Below are 25598 nucleotides of genomic sequence, written 5' to 3'. Positions count from 1 at the left end.
CTGCCCAAATGCAAACGGTCATTGGACGATAGCTGACTCGGATTCAGCCATTGTACTTCGTACAAAACCGACAAATCAGGGGCGACGCCCCATGGATCAATCCAGCAGCTTTTTCCTGGATCAGCGCTTCGGGCGGTCAGCCGCAACCATGCGCGCTTCGCGCACGATGGACGAGCGATCGTTGCCGATCAGCGATGCGATCTCTTGTATCTGCTGCTCGGAGGCCCCGGTTTCCCGCGCCAAGGCCGCGAGCGCCTCGGCGCTCAGACCGGACTGTCTCGGTTGCTCCGCCATGGCTCCAATGCCTCCTGTCGGGGCAGGAGTGCGATGGTCGCTCCCAAGCGTCAGCGCCCATTGATGTGGCTGACGATGCTATACTGTACGCTTCCGAACAATCGATGGCGAGCGATATATTAGCGACGCTGGATGCGGCCCTAGAACGGCAGCCTTATCTCATCGATCGACCTCGACTCCGTCCAGCCAATGTCCTTCTGGATCTCCGTCGGCAGCGCATTCAGTGCGCGCACGGTCTTCCTGTGCTTGCTGGCGCGCGCCAGGGCAGCGCGAATTCTGCTGAGACTTTCAAACATCGGTTACCTCCATGCAGCAGCAGAGCGCTGCCTCAGGCCCGCTCTTGCGCCACCTCTGTAACCGATCGATTGCGCGGCAACGGTGAAGCGCTTCACAAACCGATGCCGCCCAGAAACATTTGTATACAAATTAGTTGCGCTCCCGCGGTGGCGTGATCCGACCTTTGGCAGGACGACCGCATATGGCGCTCCCTCGGATTCGGCGACCCACCTTCCCTTCGTCGGCGCAAGGCGATCACATATGAGTTCTTACGAAGAGGACCCCCACCCTAACCCTCCCCACAAGGGGGAGGGAACGCTGCCGCAAGCCACCCATTCTGGCGTGGAACCTAGGCGATTTGCGGCGATCAGCGCCTACCAAGTCTCCCTCCCCCAAGGGTGGGGGTGTTCGCAGAGCGCAAACCCGTCATATGCGATTGCCTCGCTCCGCGGAGGGAGAGGAAATGCCAATCACCGAGGTCGCGGCCTTGATGGGCTTGGGTTCCCTCTCCCCATGGACATGGGGGAGGTGGCCGCGGCGGACGGAGTGGGGCTGGCGCCGCCTTATGCGATTGCCCTGCCCTCCTCCGCACCATTGCCCGCATCCTCGTCCGCCCGCTCGGCTATGGACGAATCCCATCATGCGCAATAAGGATGGGGTCTGCCGTGGCGCTTTCGCGCCGGGGCAGGCGACGTTCGATCAATGACGCTGCGCCGGGCGCCTTTGATGCCGCTCCGCAAACGTGTCGATACCGGGGGATCTGGTCATGACCGAAAACAAGCCGACCGTAGACGTTACCAAGGACTGGCAGGCAACGCAGGGCCAGAAGTCCGGCGCCACGCGGCTGCGCCTGTTCGCCGTGCTGTCGTGGGTCATCGCCATTGGCGGCGAGATCGCCGGGATCGTCTTGCTCTACAAGCACAAGTTCGACCAGGGCAACCTGCCGCTGCTGATCGGCATCCTGGTCGGCATCGCGATCTTCGCCATCGCCGGCAGCCTGCTCTGGAAGGCGGCCAACCGGAAGGACCCGGCCCGCGAATCCGACACGTTCCGGTTCTTCGTCCAGAACCAGCTCGGCGCGATCATCACCCTGATTGCCTTCCTGCCGCTGGTTATCTTGATCCTCAACGACAAGAACATGGACCCGAAGAGCAAGAAGGTGGCCGGCGGCATCGGCGCCGTGCTGGCCGTGCTGGCGACGCTGATCGGGGTCAGCTACCAGCCGCCATCGGTCGAGCAGTACACGCAGGACATGAACACCTGCGCGGAACAGATCAAGGCGGGGCAGCCGACCACGGCCTGTTCGCCCGAAGTCGCCGCCCAGGCGCAGGCGATCGCCACCGACTCCACCACGGTGGCCGCGGCGACGAAGGACGCGGCGCACCCCAATGGCCAGGATATCGTCTACTGGATCGCGCCGGAAAACGGCGCCGCCAAGTCCGACACCGAGCATGTCTTCCACCTCTGCGCAGCGGTCAGCCCGCTGAAGGACAAGACCGTCAACAGCGGCTCGGTAACGCAAGCCTACGCCCAGAACGCCATCCGCATCACGAAGCAGATCGAGATGGAACAGAAGCAGTGCGGGTTTACGGCTGCGCCGTGAATGAGGCTGCGGGCTGGCGTGGCCGATTGGGTGCGCCAAACTGGTGGTCCACATCATAGTTGTCCGTCAGTGGCGTGCGGTCCCTCGTGGCGCGAAGGCTTACATGGCGGGACTAGACGCAACGTAAGCGGCTGGGGCACGCCAAATCCCTGGCAGGGGCACGACGAAAATTGAATGTCGCATTTGGGCCGCTTCCTGCCTGTCCGGTTTCGGGTGGTAGCATTCGGAAAGCGGACACACTCGTTGACTGGCGCGACAGCTAAATCCCGTTTGCCGGACACGGCGAGGATGCCGAGGGCCTCTCGGATATCGATGTGATGAAGCCTTTCGCGTTCGTGTCGACAGGATTCAATGGATCTCGGCCGGCGGTGACAACCAGGGCGCACAACATGGCCATCGTGCGGAACTCCCGTCGCCAGTTATGTCGCCGAGCCGATGCGCCCCACGCCCGCCCTCTAGACCGAGGACAGCCCCGAGACCAAGACACGGAAGGCCGTACCCAACCCGCGGAATGAGAGTCTGATCAACCGTCGTCTCTGAGCTCCACCCCCAGCCCTGTGCAGCTTCAGCCGATCCGACTGCATGGCAAACCTGCCAAGCAGGCGAGCCTTCTTGCCTTCAACCTTTGACAGGGAACATGAGAGACTAGTCGTTCAGCTTTCCGCCACGGTGTCCCATCGTCATCTTGGATGCGTACATCGTCGGTGAACGCTTGCCTGGAAGGTTCGCCTCGAGGACGATCTGTTCGACAAAGCCCTGGTTCATCTCCAACTCCACGCATTCGTTGAGCTTATCGACGAGCCAAACCGCGTAGCCTTCAGGTTCCTTGGCGTCAAATTCCGAATCGTCCGCCGGAATCTTGGGTTCCGGAAACGCCGGGATGATCATTATCTTGGGCTTTGGCAAATCGTAGGTATGTCCCTCATAGGCATAACCGACAATTATCCCGCACGATGTTTTCTGTTCTGGAGATGATCCGAGCATGAAGGTACTGCCTACCGTTGAAAGGACCGCAGCGCCAAAATTCTTCAGGTCGATCTTGAAATGGTAGGAGACTCTGATTGGTATTTTTGGAAATGGGATATTTCCATTTATTATATCTTGGCGGCCTTTGTTGCTGTCATACTTCTTCAATACTTCAAGTGCGTTGACATGTTGCTCGTCGGTGATAGGTTCCCCAGGCGCGGTTTCGACATACATGCCGGTGTCACCAAAGGGTGCTGGCGCACCGGGCACGCTGAGTCCAATTTCCGCCCCCAAGCCATAGAGCCTAACCTGTGTTGCGTTGTAAGCGCCTGACGGAAAGGTTAGTGTCGGTCGGTGATAGTCGTCGCTCATTTTCCTCGCTCCTTTTTGCTGCATCCTTCAGTTCACAAGATCTCCCGCCAGCTGAAATTCTCATCGAATTTTTCCGCGAGCATCGGCGCGACGCGATCGCTGGAGTCCACCACCAACGCCGCGGCCTTTTCGAACGACAGGTCGTCCGCATCGAGGCGTGGCCATGCCTGAGCAAGTGCGAGAGCCACCTCGTCCCTTGCTCTGATCAGCATGCTCTTGAACATGAAGGGCCGAGCGCGGAAGGCGCGGGACGTGAAATCCGAAATGCGCTGCATGTCGGATTGGTCGACATCCTTGATATCGATCCCCAGCAGCCGCTCGTCGGCCAACCCCTCGTGCACCAGTGCCGCGTGGTAGACGTGGACGATCGTGTCGAACACAGCCCCCGTGAATGGCCGTGACCTGTCATGGATTTCCGCCGTCACCTCCGACATGCGGCGTGCGTTGCTGGCGAGGCGGATCTGCCGATCGCCAGTCAGCTCGGCAATCCGGTTCAACTCATTGAGAACAAGCAGGTTGCCATTGCAGTGCCGCAGCAGCCGGTCCATGCCGCTGTCGAAATTCAGGAAGGACAAGAGCGAGACCAGATCCGAGCTGGCTTCGTGGAACGGTCCGAAATCGCCTTGAGTCAGGCCGCCAGTTGGTGTCCCGAACAGCGAAAACAAGATTGCGTGGCCGACCTCATGTGCGATCACATCGAAGTTGAGCGCATAGGGATAGTTGCCTCCGTCGATGCCGCGCTCTCGGCCGAGTTCCAGATAGCCATAGCCCGATTGCGCATTCTCCCAGTCGACGAAGGGGATGATTTCGAGCCGCTCGAACGTCTCGGCGAAATACCAGACAATCGGTTTGCCGAGGTAGCTTTCCCAGATGTCCAGCACGCGGCTGACCGAGGCGAAAGCGTGCGCAGAAAGGAACTGCCGCGAGGTCAAGGAAAGCTGATCGAAATGGCCGTCAAAGCCAGCCTGTGCAGGTGGAAAGGTTTCGCCGACAAACGGTGGCAGATAAGGGTAGTCGTAAGGCTCCTTGTCGAGGAGCGGATCGCGAACGTAGATGCGGTGATCTTCCGGGCCGGAGCGGATCAGATCGGGTGGAGTAGAAATCCATACTGTTTCGGGTGTTCCGTAACCCGAAAGGTGAGGGACCTGCGGGTAGACCAGGAACCGCGTACCCAGCACACCTTGCGCAACGGCACGATCGACCGCGTCCAATTGCTTGGCCCCCTCTGACGATGCCACGCTATCACGGTGCTTACGTTACGTAAATCGTCGGCCGCCAAGAGGTCAGGGCCTATAGCGCCAGCCCCGCATCATCCATATCCTTGGAGAAGGCCGTGGTTAGCTGTAATTCCGGCACGGGGTATGCTTTTTCAAATGCTTGCTCTCGCAAAAGTTCGAGTGCCCGCAGGGCATCTTGCTTTTTTTGCTGGACGAAAGCGGCGCCGAGGTCCCTGCACAATTTCTCGACGTCGTCCTTGCCGTCGTGCGCATCCCGGACCATCCGTGCCAGGGTGCGATCGCGAAAATTGACGGCCTGTGCCGCACCCTCGAGCCTCGCCTGCTGTTCGGGTGAAATCACGCCGCGCCGGCAAGCAGCACGAAGGGTCCGGCGCAGGTCAATCAGCGCATGCGTCAATTGAGCGAAATTCACCTCGGCCGGTCCATGCAATACCGCTACTGCGTCGTCGGGTGCAAAGGCGCAGCGGCGATACCATCGGTAGATAAGCCCGACGCCTTGCATATGGGGGAACAGCTCGGCTGCTCGAAGGGCACCCATGCTGGCCGCGCCGACGACATGAATGCCGCGGCTGAGGGCCCACAGGATTTCCTTGTGCCGAACCGCCGGCTCGGTCTGAAAACCGCCATCTATGAGAAGGATCGCACTCGGGTCGAAATGCTGCACGGCCGAAACGATCGAGCCTTGCACGGCCGGGGGAAGGCATACCGCATCGACGACCTTCAACGCGTCGGAATGGGACACGGTAGGGCCAGTGAAGACGAGTTTCGGGCGCATAATCCCTACCCCTGCAAGAGCGGCTGCAAGGCAGGGATGACAATCCTGACAACCGACAGGGCGTCGAACGGTTTCGTTCCCACCCGGATTAGGTGAACCGCATCGAACCCTCTCTCTTCGAGAATTGCCAAGAGGACCGACAGCCCGTCCGACGCCGTGTTGAACTTCTGCTCGGCGAACGCGCCGAAATCCACGCTGCGCGGGCCGTCGCGGAGGAGCCGGCGATGCGCTGCAATCACCTGCCGATCGGGGTATTTCGGATAGGACGCGCGCGTCAGGTCATCGCGCGCGCCCGAGATCGCCGCCAGACGGGCCTGGGCCGCTTCGTAGATGGCGTGCACCGCCGCGCCGGCGGGACTGAAACCGGCAGCCGAGCCATCAGCCGGATGATCCAAAAGGACCGTTTCTGTCGGTTCGTCTTCCAGCAGATGGCACCACACCACCGGTATGCCCAACGGCGACAAAGCTTGCCAAAGGCCAACCAGCACGTTCTTGGCCGCCAAAGTTTCCAGGAGATCGCGGAGCGACGGATCATCGATCGTCTCGGGATCGATGCGTTGACGGTGGAAAAACCCGTGGGTCCGGTATGCCGTGGCGATCGCGTCGCGTTCGATGCATTCAAGCATGCCATGAACGATGGCATCCGGCTCCGCGAAGCCTGCTGCCAAACCGCTCGTCGATGCCGCGAAAATGCCGTCATGGGGCAGCGACGGCAACACATAGGCGGTGTGCACGAGCTCGAACGGGACCAGGTCGCGGCTGCCGGTAAGAAGATTGTCTGCGGCTACCCACGCGGTCTCCCTGCCGCGCCATCCCGGCGCGGTGCCCCCTTGGAGATACCTTTCGAAACGATCTGGCGGGATGCCCAATTGATCGGCGCAGCCGACGACTGGTTCGAAATTCGCCACCTGCTCTGCAAAGAAGCTCTCGGCCGATTCCAGCATGGCCGATATCCCGGCTTGCACCAGGGTGGCGCCCTTGCCTTGCGCGACCGCGTTGGAGAGCGAGAAAGGTCTTGTCACCTGCACGACCGGGATACCAAGCTGGTCGAGCCCGGTGATGTCGGCGATCCGCGTGATGCCCAGGCCTTCGCGCATCTTCATCAGCCTCGCCAGCGCCTCGTCGGGCGGCGGACCAAGGCGTTGATATCGCTCCAGCATCGCGGATGCTCTTGCAGGGCCCGCTAGTGCCGAACGGCCGATTCGGGATTGACGATCAGCGCGGCGCCCGGCTCGAGAGCGGATTTCGCACGTTCGACCCGATCGCGATAGCGCGACGACAGTTCAGGCGACAGGCCTGATGATTGAAGGGTCTCGTATGTACTGACGAGGAAAGGCACGGCACTTTGCTCCGCGGCTATGGCGATGCTCTTTTCGAGGGCAGCGATTACGTCCGCCTCCGCATCGCCCTGGAGAAGAAGTAGCTCCGCCCTTCGCCTGTAGAGCTCTGCCAGCCAGAAGCGGCTGCCGCCGGCCTCGGCCTGCGCCACAGCCGAGCCCAGCAACGCGAGCGCCTCATCGACCTCGGCAGTTCGTGTCAAAAGCTCTGCCAGCATGCCGCAATAGACCGGTTCGTCCTCAGGCGTCTGGAACTCGCCATGGAGGCCAAGGCCTTGCCGCATTTTCTCCCTGCCGCTCTCGACCTGGCCGGCGTTGCCGTCGCACCAGCCTTCGAAGATTTGCGCTGCGGCGGCGAGAGCGGGCATATAATGGCGCTCCGTCAAGTGGCGCAGATCCGCTATCACGCTTCGTAACCTCGAAAAATCTCGGCGATAGCAATGCAGCATCGCCTCGTTGAGATAGGCATGTGCGATGCTGCCGGCATGTCCGGTTTGCTGCGCCCAGCTCCTAGCTTCCGACATCGAATGGATCGCGCTTGCCGGCTTTCCGACAAACCAAAGCGACAAGGCGCGGTGGGCGAGCCCGCAGACCCTCGCGTCATGCCCGCCGAACAACGCAGCATTGGCTTTGCCCTGGCCGTGCTCATAGAGCGAAAGTCCTGCGTCGACTGCCGCGATGCAGCGGTCGTGGCGGCCAAGATTGAAGTCGATTGCCCACACGCAATGCCTGGCCTGGAGTTGCACTTCGGCATCCTCGACATCCCTGAGATCGCTGAGCACCACTTCCGCGCGCTCGCCGTCCATGACGGTATCCGTGAACCACCAGCCCCAGTAGATCGGGAACCACTTGGCCCGCTCGGCCACCGGCCGCCGCCGGGCTATCACCACGCCGTCCTCGTACAATTTGCGGGCGGGCCCCGAGTTCGGACCTTCGACAGCGGTCAGGATGGGACCGAGCACGATCATGGCCGATAGCCGCAGCGCGTCTCGCCTGTCGGCTGCCGCAACGTGCTCGCAGAGCGCCAATGCATGCTCGAGTATCTGCCTCGCTTCCGCCATTGCCGAGCGCGACGAGCTTTCCGTGCCTGCGATCACGAACTGAGCGATCGCGTCCTCCATAAGGCCTGCGCGCTCGGCGTGCTCGGCGACCTCGGCGGTGCTCAGCCACCCGGCCAGGTTTCGGTTGCGGCTCACCGCGGCAAACAGGTGGCGATGCAAGGCCTGCCGTTTCTTGCGCAGCGTTGCGTTGTAGATCGTCTCCTGGATAAGCGCATGGCGCACGCCATAGACCGGAACGCCAAAAGGCCGCACGCGGATCAGGAACCCGGCCTCGCTCAGTGAATCCAGCGCGTTTGCGATGAGTTCGCCGTCGAGCTCCGGCAACAACGCGCGCAACAATTCCTGATTGAAACGATTGCCCGCGACGGCCGCGGCGCGCGCGACTTCGCGTGCCGGCCCTAGCGTTTCGAGCCTGGCCTCGATCACGCTTTCAAACACCGAGGCATGACTACGCGTCGCGGTCTGCGCCAGCCGATCCGTTGCCGAGGCCGCGTTCTCGGCCATCCACTGGCAGATTTCTTCGATGAACAGCGGGACGCCTCCGGTCACGCGTTCCACCACGTCGAGCAATTCCGGGGAAGTTGAAGGCTTGCCTTGCGGCCACATGGCCGCGATCGCCAGCCGCGTTTGCTCGCGGTTGAGCGGCTTTAGCGAGATATGCCTTGGATTCGATGCTGCCAGCCAGCTCCCGGATTCAGGGCGCGTGGTCACGATGACAAGCGCCCGGAAGTGACGGGCCGACTGTGCAAGCTCAGCCAACAATTGTCTAGACGTCAGGTCGATCCAATGGATGTCCTCGACCACCAGGACGATCGGTCCGCTGGCGCACAGGGCTTCGAGCGAGTGGCGAACCGCCCAATTGGCTTTCGCGCGCATCGCCTCGGCGTCGATTTCCTTAAGCATCGGATCGGCTCCCGCAGCGCCGAGCAGGAACGAGAAGACGTCTATGATTTCAGGATCGCGGACGTCATGATCGCGGAATACTTCTGCCACAGCGGCAGCGCTCAGCTGTCCTTCGTTGCCGGCGAAATCGCCGCGTACGTTCTGTAGCAGCGGATGCAGCGCCGAGCGCAAGCCGCCGGGCGTGCACTGGAAGAGCAGCAGTTTCGCGCGCTGGTGACGCGTGCGCCGGCGCACTTCGTGAAGAATGCGCGACTTGCCGATCCCGGCCTCGCCCTCGATCACCACCACGCCGCCGTTTCCTGCAACGGCGCTGTCCCATGCTTCGGCGATCGTGGCAAGTTCGGCCTCGCGATCGACGAGCGGACTGCTCAGCCGCCCGAAGGCGAAGAAGCGGTCGACCTCGCGCTTGTGACTCAGCGCGCGCCAGACCAGCTCCGGCTCGGCAAAACCCTTGATCGTATGGCTGCCCCTAAAGCTGAACACATGCGACCGTCGCGCCAGGTTGCGTGTCGCCTCCGAGACTAACACCGTATCCGGCTGCGCGATGGCCTGGAGCCGCGTGGCCATCGCGAAGGCAGGGCCGGTGACATTGTCACGACCCGTCTCGGCGTCACCCTTCTGGATCAGGGTCATCGATGTCGCGATTCCGACCCGGACATGCAAATCGGCGCGGCCTTGGTTCGAACCGACGCGCCTGCAGGCGTCGATGATTTCGAGCCCGGCCCGGATCGCCAGCGATGCCGCATCCTTGGCGTCTATTTCGGCAGGAAACAAAGCAACGCCGCCATCGCCGACCTCGACCTCTACGGCACCCGAGCACGACGCGACCGCCTGTCTCGCCGCCCGCTGGAAGGCTGATATCAGTTCCTCGAACTCTTCAATGTCCAGGATGCCAAGAAGGTCAGTCGATCCGACCAGGTCGTAGCAGAGCGCGGTCAGGATCCGGCGCTCATGCCGGGCTTCCGACGCATTGTTACCGTTGCCGCCCAGAAAACCTGTTGCCACCGACGCCGCCGGCAACGCGACCGGACTCTTCTCCGACATGCTGGGATTTCCTCGCCGAGCACAGTGACGGCAATATTAGCAAAGTGCGATGCTGTTCACAAAACACTTGATCAGTAGGGAGGGCAGGAAAAAGCCGATGCTGGGATCATTATGGAGAGAAATGCTCACGGCGCAAACTCCCCATGGCGTTGACACCAACTGTGACCGCTTTTGGCGGGCGGCCGGGATGACTTCGATGACCGAGATGAGGCGCGAAGCGGCCGTTCCCATACGTTGCCGCAATGCAACAAGGCCCCTCGGGGCCTTGCGCATCACCTCAATAGACGCGCTCTGCCCGCCCCTCACTTCCCCATCAGCTGCTTGGCATTCTCGGCCGTGATCGCGGTGGTCTCCACCGTCACCGTCTTGTCCACCTCGGTGGCGCAGTCGAGCAGGATCTTTTTCGACATCTCGATCGCTTCCTTGGCGCCTGTCGGGTAGGTGAAGGTTGCGACCCAGTCGCCCTTGGCGACGGCCTCGATGCCGCCGGCCGGGCCCGGCAGGCCGTCGGTGCCGATGATCTTGACGTCCTTGCCTGCACCCTTGGCGGCGAGCAGCGCGCCGGCGGCCATCATGTCGTTGGAGGCGTAGAGCACCTTTATGTCGGGGTGCGCCTGCAGCATGGCGGCGAAGGCGACCTGCGCTTTGTCCGGCACCCAGTCGGCGGCCTGCTCGGCGACGATCTGGACCTTCGGGTTGCCTTTCACGCCTTCCTTGAAGCCGTTGAGGCGCTCGACGGCCGGCGTCGAGCTCGGCAGGCCTTGCAGCACCGCCGCCTCGCCGCCATCGGGCAGCAGCGTCTTGGCGGTGTATTTGCCGGCTTCCTCGGCGATCTTGAAATTGTCGCCGCCGATGAAGGCGGTGTAGTCCTTGCCGGGGTCGCCCACCGTCTTGCGGTCAAGCTCGATGACCGGGATGCCGGCATCCATGGCGCGCTTCACCGCCGGAGTCAGCGGCGCCGCCTCGAAGGGCGAGATCAAAAGGATATCGACCTTCTGGGTGATGAAATTGTCGACCTGCGAGGTCTGCGTGTTGACGTTGCCGGCGCCGTCGGCGATCTGCAGCGTGAAGCCAGGTACTTCCTTGGCCGCCGCCTCCAGCTCGTCATTGACGTGCTGGCGGTAGGGCTCGGCATTGTTGGCCTGCGAAAAACCGATGACGAACTGGCCGTCCTTGGCGCAGGCTTTCACCAGCGGCTCGGCGGCGTAAGCGGAGCCTGCAATGCACAGGCCCGCGCCGGCCAGCAGCACGGCCTTGAGGGTCGATCCTCTTAGTGTCGTTTTCATAACTCACTCTCCTCCTCGTCCGGCCGGGGGGCCAGATCTTGGTTTGACGTTCACGTGTTGCCGTCTCCTCCTTGTTTGTTTGTGCATGTCGTCATCGCAAAACCTTTTGCGCGACATGCACTAACGACCCAACCCCTCGCGGCGGCGAACGAGGGATTGAAGCACTGCCGCCAGAACGATGATCGCGGCGGTCGCGAGCAGTTGCATGGCGGGCGTGATGTTGTTGAGCTGCAGGATGTTGGCGAGCGCGCCCAGCATGATGGTGCCGGCTACGGTGCCGACCATCGAGCCGGCGCCGCCGAACAGGCTGGTGCCGCCGATGACCACGGCGGCTATGGCCGTCAGCTCATAGCCCATGCCGTCATTGGCGCTGCCGAAATTGAACTGGCCGGCATGGACGATGCCGGCAAGGGCGGCGGCAAAGCCGGTGATGGCGTAGACCGAGATTTTCACCATCGACACCGGCACGCCGGATATGCGCGCGGCGCGCTCATTGCCGCCGACGGCAAAGACATAGCGGCCGAAGCGCGTGGTGTTGAGCACGATGGTGGCGATCGCGGCAAAGACGACGAAGACGAGCGTTGCCACCGGCACGGTGTTGTTGAACAGCCGCTCGCCCAGCACGGCGAACACCGGCGGCGCCAGGCCCGGCCCTTCGCCATAGGAAATGTTGATGTACTGGTTGCCGGAGACGACCAGCGCCAGGCCGCGCGCGGCCTGGAGGCCGGCCAGCGTGACGATGAACGGCTCCAGCCGGAAACGGGTCGAGATAGTGCCCTGGATGGCGCCGAAGACGATGCCCAAAGCGAGCACGGCGAGGATGGTGGGGATCAGGCCGAAGCCGCCGGAGATCATCATCGATGCGGTGACGACGCTGGACAGGCCAAGCACTGCGCCGACCGACAGGTCGATGCCGGCGGTGATGATGACGAAGGTCATGCCGATGGCGATGATGCCGGTCTCCGACACGGCGCGCACGATGTTGGCGATGTTGTCGGGGTTGAGGAACAGGATTTCGCCGTGGCGGCGCGGCGAGAAGATGATGCCGCCGATCGCCACCAGCACCAGGCCGATCAGGCTCTGGAAGCGCACGATGAGCGCCAGCGGGTCGCGATGCTTTTGAGGCGCCGCCATCACCGGGCTCGCTGCCACTGGGTTGTTGTCCTGAGACATCAGGCCTCCCTGCCGTTAGCCGCGGCCAGCACCGTGTGCTCGTCGACGCCGCCCAAGAATTCCGCCACATTGCGCCCCTGGCGCAGCACCACGATGCGGTCGCACAGACCGATCAGTTCCGGCATCTCGCTGGACGCCACCAGAATGCCGAGCCCTTGCGCGGCGAGTGCCCTGAGCCGCTGGTAGATCTCGCCCTTGGCACCGACATCGACGCCGCGCGTCGGCTCGTCGAGCAGCAACAGGCGGGGGTTGCCGAGGATTTCTTTTGCCAGCACCACCTTCTGCTGGTTGCCGCCGGACAGTGCGCCGACGGCGATATCAGGGTTCTTCGGCCGGATGTCGAACTGACCGAAGGATTCCTTCACCGCCTCGGCCTGGCGGCGCGGCGAGACCAGCCAGTTCGGCGAGATTCTGGATATGACCGACATCACCAGATTGAGGCCGACCGCCATGCGCAGCATCAGGCCCGAGCCCCGGCGATCGTCGGTGACGAAGGCGATGCCGGCGTGGCGGGCAGCACTGATCGAATCCAGTTTCACCGGCTTGCCCGATATGGCGACCTCGCCCTCCCAGCGGCCGGACAGGCCGGTGCCGTATAGCGCGGAGAGCAGTTCGGTGCGCCCTGCCCCCATAATGCCGGCCAGGCCGACGATCTCGCCTTCATGGACATCGAGCGAAACACCTTGCGGCGCCTGCCAGCCGGCGCTATCGCGGGCGAGCCTGAAGCTGGCGTTCCTCAGGCTGAGCAGCGGCTTGCCCGCCGCTTTGGCGCGCTGCGGATAGAGCTCGTCCAGGGGACGTCCGACCAGCAGCCTGACCAGCTCCGCCTGCGGCGCGTGCGGCTCGGTGATGCCGGCGACGCGGCCGTCGCGCATCACCGTCACCCGGTCGGCAATCCCTGGCACTTCCTCCAGCCGATGCGAGATATAGACGATGCCGACGCCGGTGGCTGCGAGTTTTCTCATGATGTCGAACAGCCGCTCGACTTCGCCGACGGTAAGTGCGGCCGTCGGCTCGTCCATAATCAGCACGCGCGAGGCGTAGGACAGCGCCTTGACGATCGCCACCACCTGGCGCTGGCCGATCGACAGGTCCGCCACCATGGCGGACGGATCGATGGCGATCTCGATCGCCTCCAGCCGCTTCTTCGCCTCACGGCGCATTGCCGGCACGTCGAGGAAGCCGCCCGGAAGCATCAGTTCGCGGCCGAGGAAAAGATTGGCCGCGACATCCAGCGACGGCACCAGGTCGAGCTCCTGGAAGATGGTGGCGATGCCCGCCGCTTGCGCCTCGCGCGGGTTGTTGAAGCGCACGGGTCTGCCGTCGATCTCGATCATGCCTTCGTCCGGCGTGTAGACGCCCGACAGAAGGTTCATCAGCGTCGACTTGCCGGCGCCGTTTTCGCCGAGCAGCGCATGGATCTCGCCCGCCTTGAGGTCGAAGTCGACGCCGCGCAGCGCCTGCACGCCGCCGAAGCGTTTGACGGCGCCCGTCATCACCAGAAGCGGCGCCTTCATTTCGGCCTCCCGCAGGAGGCGCGCGCCCGCAGCGTCGCCTGCAGCCGCACCGAACGTGGCTCTGAACCGGTCGCCGCGATGCGGGCGCTGAGCAGGGCTGCCGCCTGCCTGCCTATCTCGGTGCAGGGCTGCGCGACCAGCGTCAGGCGCGGTTCGAAACAATCGGCCCATTCGAAATCGTCGAAGCCGGCCAGCGACAGATCGCCCGGAATGGTGAGGCCTTTTTCGCGGATGGCGCGGACGGCTCCGATCGTCGTCATGTTGTTGCCGGTGACCAGTGCGGTTGGTGGCGACGGCAGCGACAGGATGGCGTGGGTGGATGCGGTCGCCGCCGCCGTGTCGACATTCTCGGCCGAGAGATAGTGCGGCACGCTTTCAAGTCCATTGGCGGCGAGCGAAGCCTGGAACGCCTCGATGCGCTCGCGCGTCGTCGTCAGGCCGGGCTGTCCGGCGATATAGCCGATGCGCTTGTGGCCGAAGGAGGCGACATGGTCGATCAGCGCGCGCATCGACGTTTCGTTCTCGACGCCGATCTGATCGAAGCGCTCGTCGGCGAAACGGTCGATCAGAACGCATGGCATCTTCTTGTCGGCGAGGTAATCGATGGCGCGCTGCGGCGAGCCCGACGGGGCCAGGATGACGCCGTCGACGCGGCGCTGATGGAAAGCGCGCACCACCTGCAGCTCGCGGTCGGGATCTTCCTGGGTGTCCGACAGGAAGACCATCAGCCCGAGCCGCGCGCATTCGGCCTCGACCGCGCAGATGATGTCGGTGAAATAAGGGTTGGAGATCGCCGAGATCGCCAGGCCGACGCTGTTGGTGGTCGAGGCCTTCAGTGAGCGCGCCAGCTCGTTGGGCTGGTAGCCCATGGCGGCAATGGCGTCGTTGATCAGCCTCGCCTTTTCCAGCGAAACGAAGCGCGTGTTGTTGACGACATGCGAGACGGTCGACACCGACACACCGGCGCGCCGCGCCACTTCAGCCATTGTCGGCAAGACAAATAAGCGCCTGCAAGCGCTCCTCCCTATGCGTTTCCCGTCCGCTCTGATGGCGGATTTTGAGGGAGTTTAGGGCCATCGAAACGTTTGCGCAATCGATTCGATGCAAATTTTTAGCGGGGCTTATCTCCCCCCTCGAGGGGGAGATGTCGCCGAAGGCGACAGAGGGGGTCGCCGCGCGTGNGCGGCTAATCTCCCCCCTCGAGGGGGAGATGTCGCCGAAGGCGACAGAGGGGGTCGCCGCGCGTGAAGCGCCAACCTTCCATCTGCAGCAAGGACGTCGAGCCCAGTCGCACCGACCCCCTCTGGCCTGCCGCCATCTCCCCCTCAAGTGGGGAGACTCGCGGTTTCAGCAAACTCCGCCACCAGCCCTTCATATTCCTCAAAGGCCGGCAGCGCCTCATAACTGTGCACCGCAGGCGTCGTCGCCCAGGGCAGCTTCTCGCTGGTCCATGTCTCGATGAACGGCGTGAACCAGCCGGGCTCGTCGAGCATGGTCGGACGCAGATTGACGAACCAGTCGAGCCCTTCGGGGCGCGTGAACATCCAGCTCATGCAATGTGGGCAGAAGAAATGTTTCGAGGCGCCGTGCAGCCCGCCGATCACCGGCTCGCCTAGCGTGATCTCGAAGCCGTCGGAGCGAATGGCGGCGCTTAGCGAATAGGCGCTGGCCGACATGGTCTGGCAGCCGGTGCAATGACAAGCCATGGTCAAAAGCGGCTTTGCGGAAATCTTGAGCCGCACGCGTCCGCAGCGGCATCCGCCTTCGGCCGGCAATTTCAGGGTTGGCACGGCAGTCTCCCACTCTTCGAAGCGCGGTGCTTCAGTCGCCGGTCAGCGCCTTCGTCGTCACCAGCGTGACGCCGGCATCGGTGAAATCAGCATTGTACCGGGCGATGATCTCGGTCGCGGTTTCGCCTTCAGTGTCCAGCGTCGAGTGCGCATCGGAAACGACAGTGACGCCGAGGCCCTCGGCCAGGGCGCCCTTGACGGTGCCGGCGATGCAGAAATCGGTTTGCGCTCCGGCGAGCACGACTTCGCCGGCCCCCTGCCCGGCCACCCAGGCGCCAAGCTCGGCATTCGAGAATGCGTTGCGGACGGTCTTGGAGAATGTCGGCTCGTCCTTGGCCTGGCCGAGTTCCGGCCATACCGGCCAACCCGGCTCGCCCGGCGCCAGCGGATCGCCGGCCGGCCCGTCATGCCGCACGAACGCGATTTTTCGCCCGCTGCGCCGTGCCCAGTCGATCAATGAGCGGGTACGCTCGGCTATGCCCGGCGCATCATGGATCGGCGGCTCGACGCGCCCGTCGAACATGTTGGTCTGGAGATCGATGACGATGAGGGGAGCGAGGTTTGGCATGGCGAGAAGATAACGCGGGCGATGGGAGGGTCAAGACGGCGAAGCTGCTGATCTCCCCCTTGGGGAGATTACATGTACCTCACCCGATTCCACCCGCGACCACGTAAGCACCAGCCGTGCGTCCATCCTCCAGCCGTATGACGGCCGTAACGATCGAGCCGTAAGCGCCTCGCCACACACTGTGCATTCTTTCGTGCTCGCCGGCGGGCACCAGGATGCGACCGTGAAAGCTTGTGCCGCTGCGCCGCAGAGCGACCGGTTCGCCATTGACGTGAACCTTGACGCCAGCGGTCTCCGCATCGAGTTCAACCGTCACGGCGATCTCGGCCTGGTCTCCTCGCCGCGTCGTCTCGGCAACAAGCGTAAGCCTCGGCGCCGGCGCATCGCTGGCCCGCAATCCACCAGGCCGCCCCGCAAACACATCGTCCGGCAATTCCGGCGTGCGCGGCGGGCTGGTGCGGCGTTGGGTGGCGCGCTCGTAATCGCCGGCGAGCCGCAGCAACTCCGCATCATCATAGGCCTTGCCCGCAAAGGTCAGCCCGACCGGCATGCCGATATCGGCCATCGTTCCCATAGGCACGGTGACGGTCGGAATGCCGAGATGACGCCACACCAGATTGCCGTTGGCAACCCAGGTGCCGTTGCGCCAGGCGATTGCTGCAGAGGTCTCGTTGACGTCGGCATCGGCCGGGCCGACATCGGCGACCGCCGGCAGCACGACGGCGTCGAGCCGGTTCGCGTCCAGCCAGTCCTCGAAGTCGATGCGCCGCGTCGCCTCCAATCCCTTGAGACCTTCCGCCAGCGTTGGGATATCCAGCAATGGCATCACGCCCTGCTTGGCGCTCGTGACGTAGTCGGCCAGATCGAAACCGTCGTCGCCATAGCGGTCCGGCAGCGCGCCCGGCGGCTGCGGGAAAATCTTTGGGCCGTCGACCGCAGCCAGATCGGGGATCGCCGGATCGGCATTTGCGCGCAGGAAATCGTCCCAGCCCCAGATGCAGAGATCCCAGATTTCGCGCTCTGCAAAGGCTTCCGGCACCAGCCCGCGTTCGACCATGGTTTTTGTGCCCGGACGGTCGCGCTCATAGTTCGAGACGACGGGGAAATCGACCTCGACCACCTCCGCGCCGAGCTTTTCAAGGTCACGCGCCGCCTGCCGCCAGAGGTCGAGCACCGAGGCGCGGGTCTCGATGGGTTTGGGCGCGCCGCCATCGCGGCCGATATACATTTTCGGCACGCCGAGGCGTTTGCCTTGTAATGAGCCTTGCAGTTGGAGCGCAGTGTAGCTTGGCGGCCTGAGAGCAGCGCTCTTCGCGATCGACACCCAGGGCTGCACACGCCAGAAATCGCCGCGCGTCTCGGCATCGTCGGCGACGATCACGTCGAGCAGTTCCAGCATGTCGGCGATGCCGCGCGTGTGCGGCACCACCACATCCATGGTCGGCACCAGCGGCCAGTTGCCCCTGACCGAGATGACGCCGCGCGACGGCGTGTAGGCGACAAGTGCATTGTTGGACGCCGGCGCGCGGCCGGAAGACCATGTCTCCTCGCCCAGCCCGAAAGCGGCAAAGCTCGCAGCGGTCGCGGTGCCGGAACCGTTGGACGAGCCGGAAGCGAAGGCGGCGGTCAAATAGTCGGCATTGTAGGGGCTCTCGGCGCGGCCATAGACGCCACGCTGCATGCCGCCATTGGCCATAGGCGGCATGTTGGTCAGCCCGATCAGCACAGCACCACCGGCCCTCAGCCTGGCAATGGTGAAAGCGTCCTCGTTGGCGACGAGATGCTCGAAGGCGGGCGAGCCGGCGGCCACCGTCAGGCCCTTCACCTTATAGCTGTCCTTGGCGGTGTAGGGGATGCCGTCGAGCGGCCCGAGGGTGGCACCATTGCGCCGCCGCAGGTCGGACGCCGCCGCCTCCTCGAACATTGCCGGGTTAAGCACCGGCACGGCATTGAGCGCGATGCCATGGCGGTCGTAATGCGCGATGCGCCTGAGATAAGCGCCCACCAGCTCGACGCTGGTGACGGTGCCGGCCTCCAGCGCCCGGCGCAGGTCGGCGATCGTGGCTTCGACGAGCTGGAGGTTGGGCATGGGATTCTCGAGATGCAGCGGCAAATGAGTCTTCGCATCGTGCGATGCGAGTGTCACGCCGCAAACGAAAGGCGTGACGGCGACGCTGCTGATTTCCCCCAAGTGGGGAGATGGCCGGCAGGCATAAGTGGCCTCCGAAATTGACTGATGAAAGACAGTTTTGGTATCCGCTGCCGATGTCCATTATGGACACGACCTCACCGACGTCATCGGCGTTGCCTGACCCTGAGCTCACAGCGTCTTGCTGTCGAACTGGCCTTTTTCCTTCATCATTTCGAGGAAGGTCCTGGCCTCCGCATTTCCGTGGCTTGCCGATGTGGAAAACCACTTGGCAGATTCCGGATAGTTCGGCTTGCCGCCGATCCCGGTGTAATAAAGCTTGCCAAGGTTGAGTTCTGCTTCGACATTTCCCACCTTGGCTGCCTCCAGCAACCAGAATTCGGCGGATTTGTCATCCTTGGCTATCCCTCTGCCGCGGGCATAGGCAACAGCCAGGTACAGTTCAGACGAAACGTCCCCCTGCTTTGCGGCCTTGAGCCACCACGAAACGGCATCAGCGTCGCTCTGGGTCAGTCCGACGCCCGTCCAATATGCAAGGCCGAGGTTCGCCTGCGCATAAGCGTCTCCCTGGCTCGCCGCCTTCAGCCACCAGGACGATGCTTCGGCATCACTTTTGGCAGTGCCCTTGCCCGTAGCATAGGCATAGGCCAGCGCAGACTGCGCCCGGACATTGTCCTGTTCCGCCGCCTTGACCAACCAGGCGAACGACTGGGCGTCGTCCTTGCCGATGCCTTTTCCCAATTCATACGCATTTGCTAATGAGTATTGCGCTTCCGGCACACCGGCGACCGCGGCCTTCATCCACCATTCGAAGGCCAGGCGGTCATCCTGACCGACGCCGTGGCCAAGCGAATACAGCGTGCCCAACAGAGACTGGGCATTCGGCTCACCCTTGTCGACCGCCTTTCGCACCCACGTCACGGCGAGCTGATCGTCCTTCTCAACACCTTCACCGAGATAATAGGATCGACCGATGCAGTAGGCAGCTTCGGTACTGCCGCCATCGGCTGCCTTGCGCCACCAGGAGAGAGCTTGCTCATAGCTTTGCGGAACACCTTGGCCCTGCGCGTACAGGGTGCCGATGGCATAGTAACCATTCGCGTTGCCCTTGTCGGCCGACTGTGTGGCAAATTTTAACGCCAGCTGGTCGTTTCTTTCGACACCTCGGCCATGGGAATAGGCCTGGGCGAGCAAGGATGCCGCATCTGCATTTCCTTGCTCGGCTGCTTTGCCCCACCAGTAGGTCGCCTGCCTGTCATTTTGGGCAATACCCTGGCCACGCCAGTACATTAATCCCAGATTGTACTGTGCGTCAGCATTTCCCAGGTCGGCCAGCACGGAGATCTGATGGAATTGCTCGCGATAATCCTTTGCCAGGACAGCCGCTTGAATCTTCTTAATGGCCGACCACTGCACATAGCAATTTCGGCCAGGACCGAGCAGCACAAAAGCCGCCAGCAACACCAGAACGACGGTAAGGACCCCTCGGCGACGCGACTTGGGCGGGCTGTAGACAGGTGTATCCACTTTGGGCGCCCAGTCGTTGTTGCTCACCGTCCCCAATCCATTTGCAGCCACCAGTAATCCATAGCGCAAGCCAGGCTGTTCTGGAATATCCAAAGCATTTGATATCGCTACTGCGCCGCGCCGGCAAAGAGGATCTCGCCATCGCCGCCAGCCGCCGGCCAATCCCTGATGGTGCGATCGTTGCCGCCGGTGAGCAGTGTGCCGTCGGCGGCGAAGGCAACGGCGTAGATCGGGCCGGTGCGGCTGTCGAACATGGCGATCTGGTCGCCGGTGCCGACATCCCACAGCCGCGCCGTGCCGTCGAGCGAGCCGGAGGCCAGGCGCTCGCCGTCGGCCGACAGGGCCAGCGTATAGACGGTGCCTTCGTGGCCCTCGAAGCGGCGCAATTCCCTAAACGTGTCGAGGTCCCAGAGCTTGATCGTGTAGTCGCCGCTGCCGGTGACGACATGATGGCCGTCGGCGGTGAAGACAGCGCCGTAAGTGCCCTGCTCGTGGCCGTGCCAGCTTCGCAATTGCTTGCCGCTTTCGACGTCCCAGAATTTCAGCGTGCCGTCGATGGAGCCGCTGAGCGCGCGCGTGCCGTCGGGCGAGATTGCGACCGTGCTGATCGGCCAGTCATGTCCGGTCATCACATGCAGCACCGATTTGTTGACGAGATCCCAGACGATGACGTTGCCGGTGTCGTGGCCACTGACGGCGCGCTTGCCGTCCGGGCTGATCGCCAGCTTGCGCACGCCGCCATTCGCGCCCGACGAGAAGACATGCAGCACCGCGCCGTCGGCAAGCTTTCGCAGCACGATCTCGCCATCGTCGCCGGCGGTCAGCGCGGTTGCGCCGTCGGGCATGAACAGCGCCGTGCGCGCCATGTCCTTGTGTTCACCAAGGTTGCGGATCAGCCGCTTGCCGGCGATGTCCCAGAGCTTGATCATATGGTCGGTGCTGGCGCTCATGATGTCGCGGCCATCGGCCGAGACGGCGAGCCAGACGACGGCGTCGCGATGGCCGTCGGGCTCGGTCGGCAGCGCCGGCGGAGGCGGCGGCAACGGCGCGACGGTTTGCGGTGGCGGTGTCGCCGGAGCGAGTGCGACTTGTGGCGGCCGAGGGGGAGCAGCCGGAGGCGTAGGCTGCGCCGGTTCCGGCGGTTTGGCAGCCTGCTCAGGCGGGGTTGGCTCGGGAGGCGTGGCGAGCGGCGGCGAACTCGGTGGAACCGCCGGCGTCGCCAGGTCCGGTGGGACGCCGGCGATATCCTGGCCCTTCGGCTCGGCTTTGGGCTCTCTCGGGGCGACGACCTCAGCGCCCGGGCCGGCGTCACGCGCCCAAGGGAAGTGGTCGGCCAGCAGCGCCAACACGGCGAGCACCGGCAACATGAGGAAGGCGCGCCGCCAGCCCGGGCGACCCTTGGATTCCATCTCGGCGTCGCGGCCAAAAAGCGGCGTTCCAGCAGGCTGGCTTCGCCGACCCGGCAGCAGTCCGGCCCAGAACAACAGGGCGCCAAGCAGGCAAAACCCGCCGACGGTCAGGAACACCACCGGTCGCAGCGTGGCTGGGCCGTGCAGCATGTGGTCGATCCCGCTCCAGCTGAAATCTCTGTCGCCGAGCAGCAGATACGCCCGCACCAGACAAGCCAAAGCGGCCGCCAGCAGCGGAAGCGCAAACAGCCTTTCGGCCAACCTTTCCATCGGACTCCCCCTCCGGTGCCGCACCTTGCTCATCATGCGGCCGCCGCAGCGAAACAAGTAGCGCAAAACTGCGCCCACGAAAGTGGGCGCGATCACGCAGCCAAATTCACTTCAATTCGACCCATACCGGCGCGTGGTCGCTGGCGCCGTCCTCACCTCTGACATCGCGGTCGATGCCGGCAGCGGTGAGGCGGCGCGCCAGTTTCTTCGACAGCAAGATGTGGTCGAGCCGCAGCCCGGCATCGCGCGGCCAGCGGTTGCGGCGATAATCCCAGAATGTGTAGAGCGTTTCCTTCGGATGCTTCTTGCGCAGCGCATCGGTCCAGCCCTGCTCGAGCAGACGCTGGAACGACGCCCGGCTTTCCGGCTGCACCAGCGCGTTGTCGTCATAGGAGCGGGTGGCGTAGATGTCGCGCGGCTCGGGCACGATGTTGTAGTCGCCGACCAGCGCCACCGGCAGGCCGGTGTCGAACAGTTCTGCGGCATGCGCCTCCAGCCGCGCGTGCCACGCCAGCTTGTACTGGAATTTCGGCCCCGGCTGCGGGTTACCGTTGGGCGCGTAGAAACAGGCGATGACGACGCCCGACACCGCCGCCTCGATGTAGCGGCTCTGCTTGTCGGCGGTATCGCCGGGCAGTTCGTCACGGGTCAGCACCGGCTCGGCTCCTCGCGCCAGTATGGCTACGCCGTTCCAGGTCGGCTCGCCCTTCCACACCGCGCCATAGCCGGCGTCGGCCAGTGCCGTGCGCGGAAACTGCAGGTCGCGCGCCTTCAGCTCCTGCAGGCAGACGACATCGGGCTTGGCTGCCGCCAGCCACGCCAGCAGGTTTTGCAGCCGGCTGTTGACGTTGTTGATATTGAAGGTGGCGATTTTCATTTGGCGATCAGGAAACGATCCGCCCTGTCCACGCCTTCACCGTGCCGGCCAGCGTCTTCAAATGATCGGCGGTCGAAAACCCCGACACGCTCTTGCGCGGCTTCAGGTCGTGGTCGCCATCCTCCAGCCAGATCACCTCGATGGCTTTGGAAAGGCCGTAGGTCGCGACCTCTTCTTTCGTGCCGAACTCGTCGCGGGTGCCCTGGAAGATCAGCGTCGGCGTCTTGAGGTCGGCGAGATGTTTTGTCCTGAGTTGCTCGGGCTTGGCCGGCGGATGAAAGGGATAGCCGAGGCAGACGAGGCCCGAAATCTCGCCCTTGGCGAACATCTCGTCGGCGACCATCGAGGCGACGCGCCCGCCCATCGACTTGCCGCCGATGATGAGCGGACCAGCGACGCCCCTCGCCCTCAGATCGGCGATGGCCTTGATGTATTCCGGGTTGACCGTCTCGGCGCGCGGCGGCGGCTTGCGCTGGCCATAGCGTCGCGCCGCCATATAGTGGAATTCGAAGCGCGCAACCTGGAAGCCGGCTGTGGCGAGCGCCTTGGCGGTGTCGGTCATCGAGGGGGAATCCATCGACGCGCCGGCGCCGTGGGCCAGCACGATGGTGACCGGGGCTGTGTCAAAGCCGTCGAAGAGGAAGCTAGTGGGCATCAGGCTGCGGGACCCCGATATAGTGGTAGGTGGTTTTGGAACCGTGAACTTCCTTACGCCACTGCTCCGGATGCAGGGTAACATGGGTGAAAATGGCTGCAAAAAACCCCACGAGCACGATGAAGAATGGCCGGCCGAAGCAAACGCGCTGTTTGTTCGACATACGGTCCTCGGGGCGCTGGGGAAATGGCCAAGTTCTGCGGTTGTAATATGTGGCCCAATTGATTTTGCTGTCTTCGAAAAAATTCCAGCCATTGCTCCAGTAGAAGAGCAGCTCGCGGGCCTCCTGCACCGCCAAAACGATGAAGCACGCGGTTAATCCCATACTCGAAATCTGAACAAGATTATCCACGGCAGCCTCACCCCGCCGTCCGCGCCAGCTGCAGATCGACGAACTGTATCCCCTTTTGCGCAGTGCGCGCCCATTCGCTGTCAGCATCGAGTTCGAGATAGCGCACCCAGTGGCGGCGGGCTTCGGTCAGATTGCCGGCGTCGAACTCCAGCCGGGCAAGGTTGAACACCGGATCGGCGTAGCTCTTGTCGAGCGCGATGGCCTTGACCAGATGCCGGCGCGCCGAGGCGATCTTGCCTTCGTCGCTCATCAGCCCGGCGAGGTTGAACCAGGCCTCGACGAACGCCGGATCGAGCTTGATCGCTCTTGCATAGTCGTGCGCCGCGTCGGCCACGCGACCGGCGCCACGCAAGCAATTGGCGCGGTTGAACGCGGCGATGGCGTCGCTCGGATCGATGCTGAGGCAGCGTTGGTAGAGCGCCGCGGCATCGTCGTGCCGGCCCTCCTCTTCCGCGCTTTCAGCCTCGGCGAACAATTCTTCCAGCGTGTCGTCGCCGGCGGCGCTTGCGCTGCCGAGATCGAACAGCAGCTGGCCGTCGAGTTCGCTCTGGCCATCCTCGAGATAGATCTGATCGGGCCGGCCATGCTGCGAGCCGACATTGAGCGATTTGGCGGTGAGCGAAGCGACCGGACCGGAGCGATGCACGGAGCGCGCGATCGCGCCCCAGGATGCACCGCCGGCAACCAGCCCCGCATATTTGCGGGCAAGGATCAGATCGCGGAACGAGTAGGGTTCACAATCGTGCTCGAAGGCGTCGAACAGGCTGAGCAGGTCGAGGTCGGCACCGGACAGTCTGGACTGGTCGACGAGAGACTGCCTGGACAGCGAAGACGCCTCCGGCGCCTTCATCAGACCAAGCAGGCGCAGGAAGCCATTTTCGCTAAGGAGTGTTCGGCCAGCGGAGCCCTCGGCTGCAACCCGGCGCTCGATCTCGGCATCGCCGCCCTTCGCCGTGCCGGCCTTGGCGATAAGCGTTCGGCCGAACACAACATGGCTGGTGCGCCTGGTGACGCCGCGCCGCAACTGGCCGTGCTGACGCTCCACCTCACGGGCCGCGAGCCGCAGCGGAAATGCCGCCAGCGCGCCGATGGCGCCGAAGACGNCCGAAGACGGCGCCCGGGATTATACCGGTCGGCGCCGTCACCCCTTGCTCTTGCCGACGGCCTTGAGCAGATTGGCCTTCAACGGGTTTTCCTTGGCCGCACCCGCCTTACCCTTGGCGGCAGGTTTTTCAGCGTCGTCGGCCTTGCTCTTCGACTTGGCCGGCGGCTTGGCTGATTGCGACAGGCTCGCCTTCAACGCGTCCATGAGGTTGATGACATTGCCACGCTCGGGCGCCGCCGCAATGATCGGCTTATGGCCCTTCAGTTTCTCGCGGATCATCGTCATCAGCGCGATCTCGTAGCGGTCCTCATAATTCTTCGGATCGAAGGTGGTTTCCTTCTGCTTGATCAGCGCTTCGGCCAATTGCAGCATTTCGGGATCCGGCTTGCCAGCCGGGATGTTGCCGAAATATTCAGCCGTGCCGCGCACTTCGTTCGGGTTCCTCAACGTACACACGAACATGCCGTTCTCGCGCGCGCCGATCGTCACCACGCGCTCGCGGCTGGACAGGACAAGGCGGGCAATGGCCAGCTTGCCGGATTTGCGCATTGCCTCGCGCAGCACGGCGAAGGTTTCCTCCGCCATGGCGCCATCCGGCGCCATGTAGTACGGCGCATCCTGATAAATGACGTCGACCTCGTCTTCGTCGACGAAGGCCTCGATGTTCATCGTGTGATTGGATTCGATGCGCACTGCTTCGAGGTCGGCCTCATCGATGATGATGTACTGCTTGTCCTCGTATTCGTAACCCTTGACCAAGTCCGCGCGCTCGACGAGGCCGAGTTCAGGGTCGACCGGCTTCATGTTGATGCGGTTGTGGGTCTTCTTGTGCAATTGGTTGAACGATATGCGCTCGCTGGTCGTCGTTGCCGGATAGAGCCGGACCGGACAGCTGACGAGGCTGAGCTTGAGGTAACCTTTCCAACTTGCCCTGGGCGCCATGATACTCTCCTACGCGGCCACGCACTGACATTTCAGACTGAGCATGATCTTACCGACAACCGGTTGCCACTTTTCGGGATCATGCTTACTGCAGCGCTTCGTCCAAAGG

22 protein-coding genes are annotated in these 25598 nt (G+C 63.4%); 1 reads left to right on the top strand and 21 read right to left on the bottom strand.

The features are described 5' to 3' along the window. Nucleotides 1-120 precede the first annotated feature (120 nt). Together X771_RS1000000168910 and X771_RS1000000168905 are read right to left on the bottom strand one after the other, a co-directional pair. A complete protein-coding gene (locus X771_RS1000000168910) occupies nt 121-294 on the bottom strand; it encodes a hypothetical protein (RefSeq protein WP_023689840.1) in 174 nt (57 codons plus the stop codon). Between the two features lie 140 nt (nt 295-434). Beyond that, nucleotides 435-590 (bottom strand): hypothetical protein, encoded by a 156-nt coding sequence (locus X771_RS1000000168905; protein WP_023671409.1) that lies wholly within the window; start codon nt 588-590, stop codon nt 435-437. Between the two features lie 746 nt (nt 591-1336). Here X771_RS1000000168905 and X771_RS140435 point away from each other — a divergent pair. Continuing rightward, nucleotides 1337-2173 (top strand): hypothetical protein, encoded by an 837-nt coding sequence (locus tag X771_RS140435; protein ID WP_023689839.1) that lies wholly within the window; start codon nt 1337-1339, stop codon nt 2171-2173. A gap of 645 nt (nt 2174-2818) precedes the next feature. Here the strand turns inward: X771_RS140435 and X771_RS1000000166015 are convergent. From X771_RS1000000166015 to X771_RS140525, 19 genes are all read right to left on the bottom strand, one after another. Beyond that, a complete protein-coding gene (locus X771_RS1000000166015) occupies nt 2819-3511 on the bottom strand; it encodes a hypothetical protein (RefSeq protein ID WP_155923581.1) in 693 nt (230 codons plus the stop codon). A 32-nt stretch (nt 3512-3543) separates the two neighbouring features. Beyond that, a complete protein-coding gene (locus X771_RS140440) occupies nt 3544-4722 on the bottom strand; it encodes a hypothetical protein (protein ID WP_023689836.1) in 1179 nt (392 codons plus the stop codon). Between the two features lie 79 nt (nt 4723-4801). Further along, nucleotides 4802-5524, bottom strand: a complete 723-nt coding sequence (locus X771_RS140445; protein WP_023689835.1) for a TfuA-like protein — start codon at nt 5522-5524, stop codon at nt 4802-4804. A gap of 5 nt (nt 5525-5529) precedes the next feature. After that, the gene (locus X771_RS0134940) at nt 5530-6684 is read right to left on the bottom strand and encodes a YcaO-like family protein (RefSeq protein WP_023689834.1); all 1155 of its coding nucleotides are present in this window, start codon (nt 6682-6684) and stop codon (nt 5530-5532) included. A gap of 23 nt (nt 6685-6707) precedes the next feature. Then, nucleotides 6708-9869 (bottom strand): AAA family ATPase, encoded by a 3162-nt coding sequence (locus tag X771_RS140450; protein WP_023689833.1) that lies wholly within the window; start codon nt 9867-9869, stop codon nt 6708-6710. 302 nt (nt 9870-10171) lie between these two features. Then, nucleotides 10172-11155, bottom strand: coding sequence for a substrate-binding domain-containing protein (locus X771_RS140460; protein WP_023689831.1), 984 nt, complete (start codon nt 11153-11155; stop codon nt 10172-10174). 120 nt (nt 11156-11275) lie between these two features. Further along, on the bottom strand, nt 11276-12289 hold the full coding sequence (locus X771_RS140465; protein ID WP_023689830.1) for an ABC transporter permease: 1014 nt from the start codon (nt 12287-12289) through the stop codon (nt 11276-11278). Nucleotides 12290-12327: 38 nt separating this feature from the next. After that, complete coding sequence (locus X771_RS140470; protein WP_023689829.1) at nt 12328-13845, bottom strand: sugar ABC transporter ATP-binding protein; 1518 nt, start codon at nt 13843-13845, stop codon at nt 12328-12330. Further along, nucleotides 13842-14840: a LacI family DNA-binding transcriptional regulator gene (locus X771_RS140475; protein ID WP_023735418.1), complete on the bottom strand. Its 999-nt coding sequence runs from the start codon at nt 14838-14840 to the stop codon at nt 13842-13844. Before X771_RS140475 ends, X771_RS140470 begins: the two co-directional genes overlap by 4 nt. Before the next feature lie 330 nt (nt 14841-15170). Continuing rightward, on the bottom strand, nt 15171-15635 hold the full coding sequence (locus X771_RS140480; RefSeq protein ID WP_023715154.1) for a GFA family protein: 465 nt from the start codon (nt 15633-15635) through the stop codon (nt 15171-15173). A gap of 31 nt (nt 15636-15666) precedes the next feature. Further along, nucleotides 15667-16203: an isochorismatase family protein gene (locus X771_RS140485; protein ID WP_023685909.1), complete on the bottom strand. Its 537-nt coding sequence runs from the start codon at nt 16201-16203 to the stop codon at nt 15667-15669. 79 nt (nt 16204-16282) lie between these two features. After that, nucleotides 16283-18292, bottom strand: a complete 2010-nt coding sequence (locus X771_RS140490; RefSeq protein ID WP_031203096.1) for an amidase — start codon at nt 18290-18292, stop codon at nt 16283-16285. Nucleotides 18293-18523: 231 nt separating this feature from the next. After that, nucleotides 18524-19906, bottom strand: coding sequence for a tetratricopeptide repeat protein (locus X771_RS140495; RefSeq protein ID WP_156936036.1), 1383 nt, complete (start codon nt 19904-19906; stop codon nt 18524-18526). 80 nt (nt 19907-19986) lie between these two features. Then, nucleotides 19987-21558: a WD40 repeat domain-containing protein gene (locus X771_RS140500; protein WP_023689824.1), complete on the bottom strand. Its 1572-nt coding sequence runs from the start codon at nt 21556-21558 to the stop codon at nt 19987-19989. A gap of 106 nt (nt 21559-21664) precedes the next feature. Further along, nucleotides 21665-22435: an exodeoxyribonuclease III gene (locus tag X771_RS140505; RefSeq protein WP_023689823.1), complete on the bottom strand. Its 771-nt coding sequence runs from the start codon at nt 22433-22435 to the stop codon at nt 21665-21667. Nucleotides 22436-22442: 7 nt separating this feature from the next. Then, entirely contained in the window at nt 22443-23090 is a 648-nt protein-coding gene (locus X771_RS140510; protein WP_023689822.1) for an alpha/beta family hydrolase, read from the bottom strand. After that, nucleotides 23080-23442: a hypothetical protein gene (locus X771_RS140515; protein ID WP_155923794.1), complete on the bottom strand. Its 363-nt coding sequence runs from the start codon at nt 23440-23442 to the stop codon at nt 23080-23082. The genes X771_RS140510 and X771_RS140515 overlap by 11 nt, the downstream gene beginning before the upstream one ends. A gap of 7 nt (nt 23443-23449) precedes the next feature. Then, a complete protein-coding gene (locus X771_RS140520; RefSeq protein ID WP_031203094.1) occupies nt 23450-24532 on the bottom strand; it encodes a tetratricopeptide repeat protein in 1083 nt (360 codons plus the stop codon). Between the two features lie 51 nt (nt 24533-24583). Beyond that, nucleotides 24584-25489 (bottom strand): Ku protein, encoded by a 906-nt coding sequence (locus X771_RS140525; RefSeq protein ID WP_023685883.1) that lies wholly within the window; start codon nt 25487-25489, stop codon nt 24584-24586. Nucleotides 25490-25598: the final 109 nt, after the last annotated feature.

This window comes from Mesorhizobium sp. LSJC269B00 (assembly GCF_000502815.1).
GTDB lineage: Bacteria > Pseudomonadota > Alphaproteobacteria > Rhizobiales > Rhizobiaceae > Mesorhizobium.
This window is presented reverse-complemented; position numbering and strand designations above follow the sequence as displayed.

Bases quoted from the DNA above. Each gene is read 5' to 3' on its own strand.
- X771_RS140460 (WP_023689831.1), bottom strand. From the start codon at position 11,155: ATGAAAACGACACTAAGAGGATCGACCCTCAAGGCCGTGCTGCTGGCC.
- X771_RS1000000168910 (WP_023689840.1), bottom strand. From the start codon at position 294: ATGGCGGAGCAACCGAGACAGTCCGGTCTGAGCGCCGAGGCGCTCGCG.
- X771_RS140525 (WP_023685883.1), bottom strand. From the start codon at position 25,489: ATGGCGCCCAGGGCAAGTTGGAAAGGTTACCTCAAGCTCAGCCTCGTC.
- X771_RS140435 (WP_023689839.1), top strand. From the start codon at position 1,337: ATGACCGAAAACAAGCCGACCGTAGACGTTACCAAGGACTGGCAGGCA.
- X771_RS140500 (WP_023689824.1), bottom strand. From the start codon at position 21,558: ATGGAAAGGTTGGCCGAAAGGCTGTTTGCGCTTCCGCTGCTGGCGGCC.
- X771_RS140450 (WP_023689833.1), bottom strand. From the start codon at position 9,869: ATGTCGGAGAAGAGTCCGGTCGCGTTGCCGGCGGCGTCGGTGGCAACA.
- X771_RS140470 (WP_023689829.1), bottom strand. From the start codon at position 13,845: ATGAAGGCGCCGCTTCTGGTGATGACGGGCGCCGTCAAACGCTTCGGC.
- X771_RS140505 (WP_023689823.1), bottom strand. From the start codon at position 22,435: ATGAAAATCGCCACCTTCAATATCAACAACGTCAACAGCCGGCTGCAA.
- X771_RS1000000168905 (WP_023671409.1), bottom strand. From the start codon at position 590: ATGTTTGAAAGTCTCAGCAGAATTCGCGCTGCCCTGGCGCGCGCCAGC.
- X771_RS140465 (WP_023689830.1), bottom strand. From the start codon at position 12,289: ATGGCGGCGCCTCAAAAGCATCGCGACCCGCTGGCGCTCATCGTGCGC.
- X771_RS140485 (WP_023685909.1), bottom strand. From the start codon at position 16,203: ATGCCAAACCTCGCTCCCCTCATCGTCATCGATCTCCAGACCAACATG.
- X771_RS0134940 (WP_023689834.1), bottom strand. From the start codon at position 6,684: ATGCTGGAGCGATATCAACGCCTTGGTCCGCCGCCCGACGAGGCGCTG.
- X771_RS140445 (WP_023689835.1), bottom strand. From the start codon at position 5,524: ATGCGCCCGAAACTCGTCTTCACTGGCCCTACCGTGTCCCATTCCGAC.
- X771_RS1000000166015 (WP_155923581.1), bottom strand. From the start codon at position 3,511: ATGAGCGACGACTATCACCGACCGACACTAACCTTTCCGTCAGGCGCT.
- X771_RS140490 (WP_031203096.1), bottom strand. From the start codon at position 18,292: ATGCCCAACCTCCAGCTCGTCGAAGCCACGATCGCCGACCTGCGCCGG.
- X771_RS140510 (WP_023689822.1), bottom strand. From the start codon at position 23,090: ATGCCCACTAGCTTCCTCTTCGACGGCTTTGACACAGCCCCGGTCACC.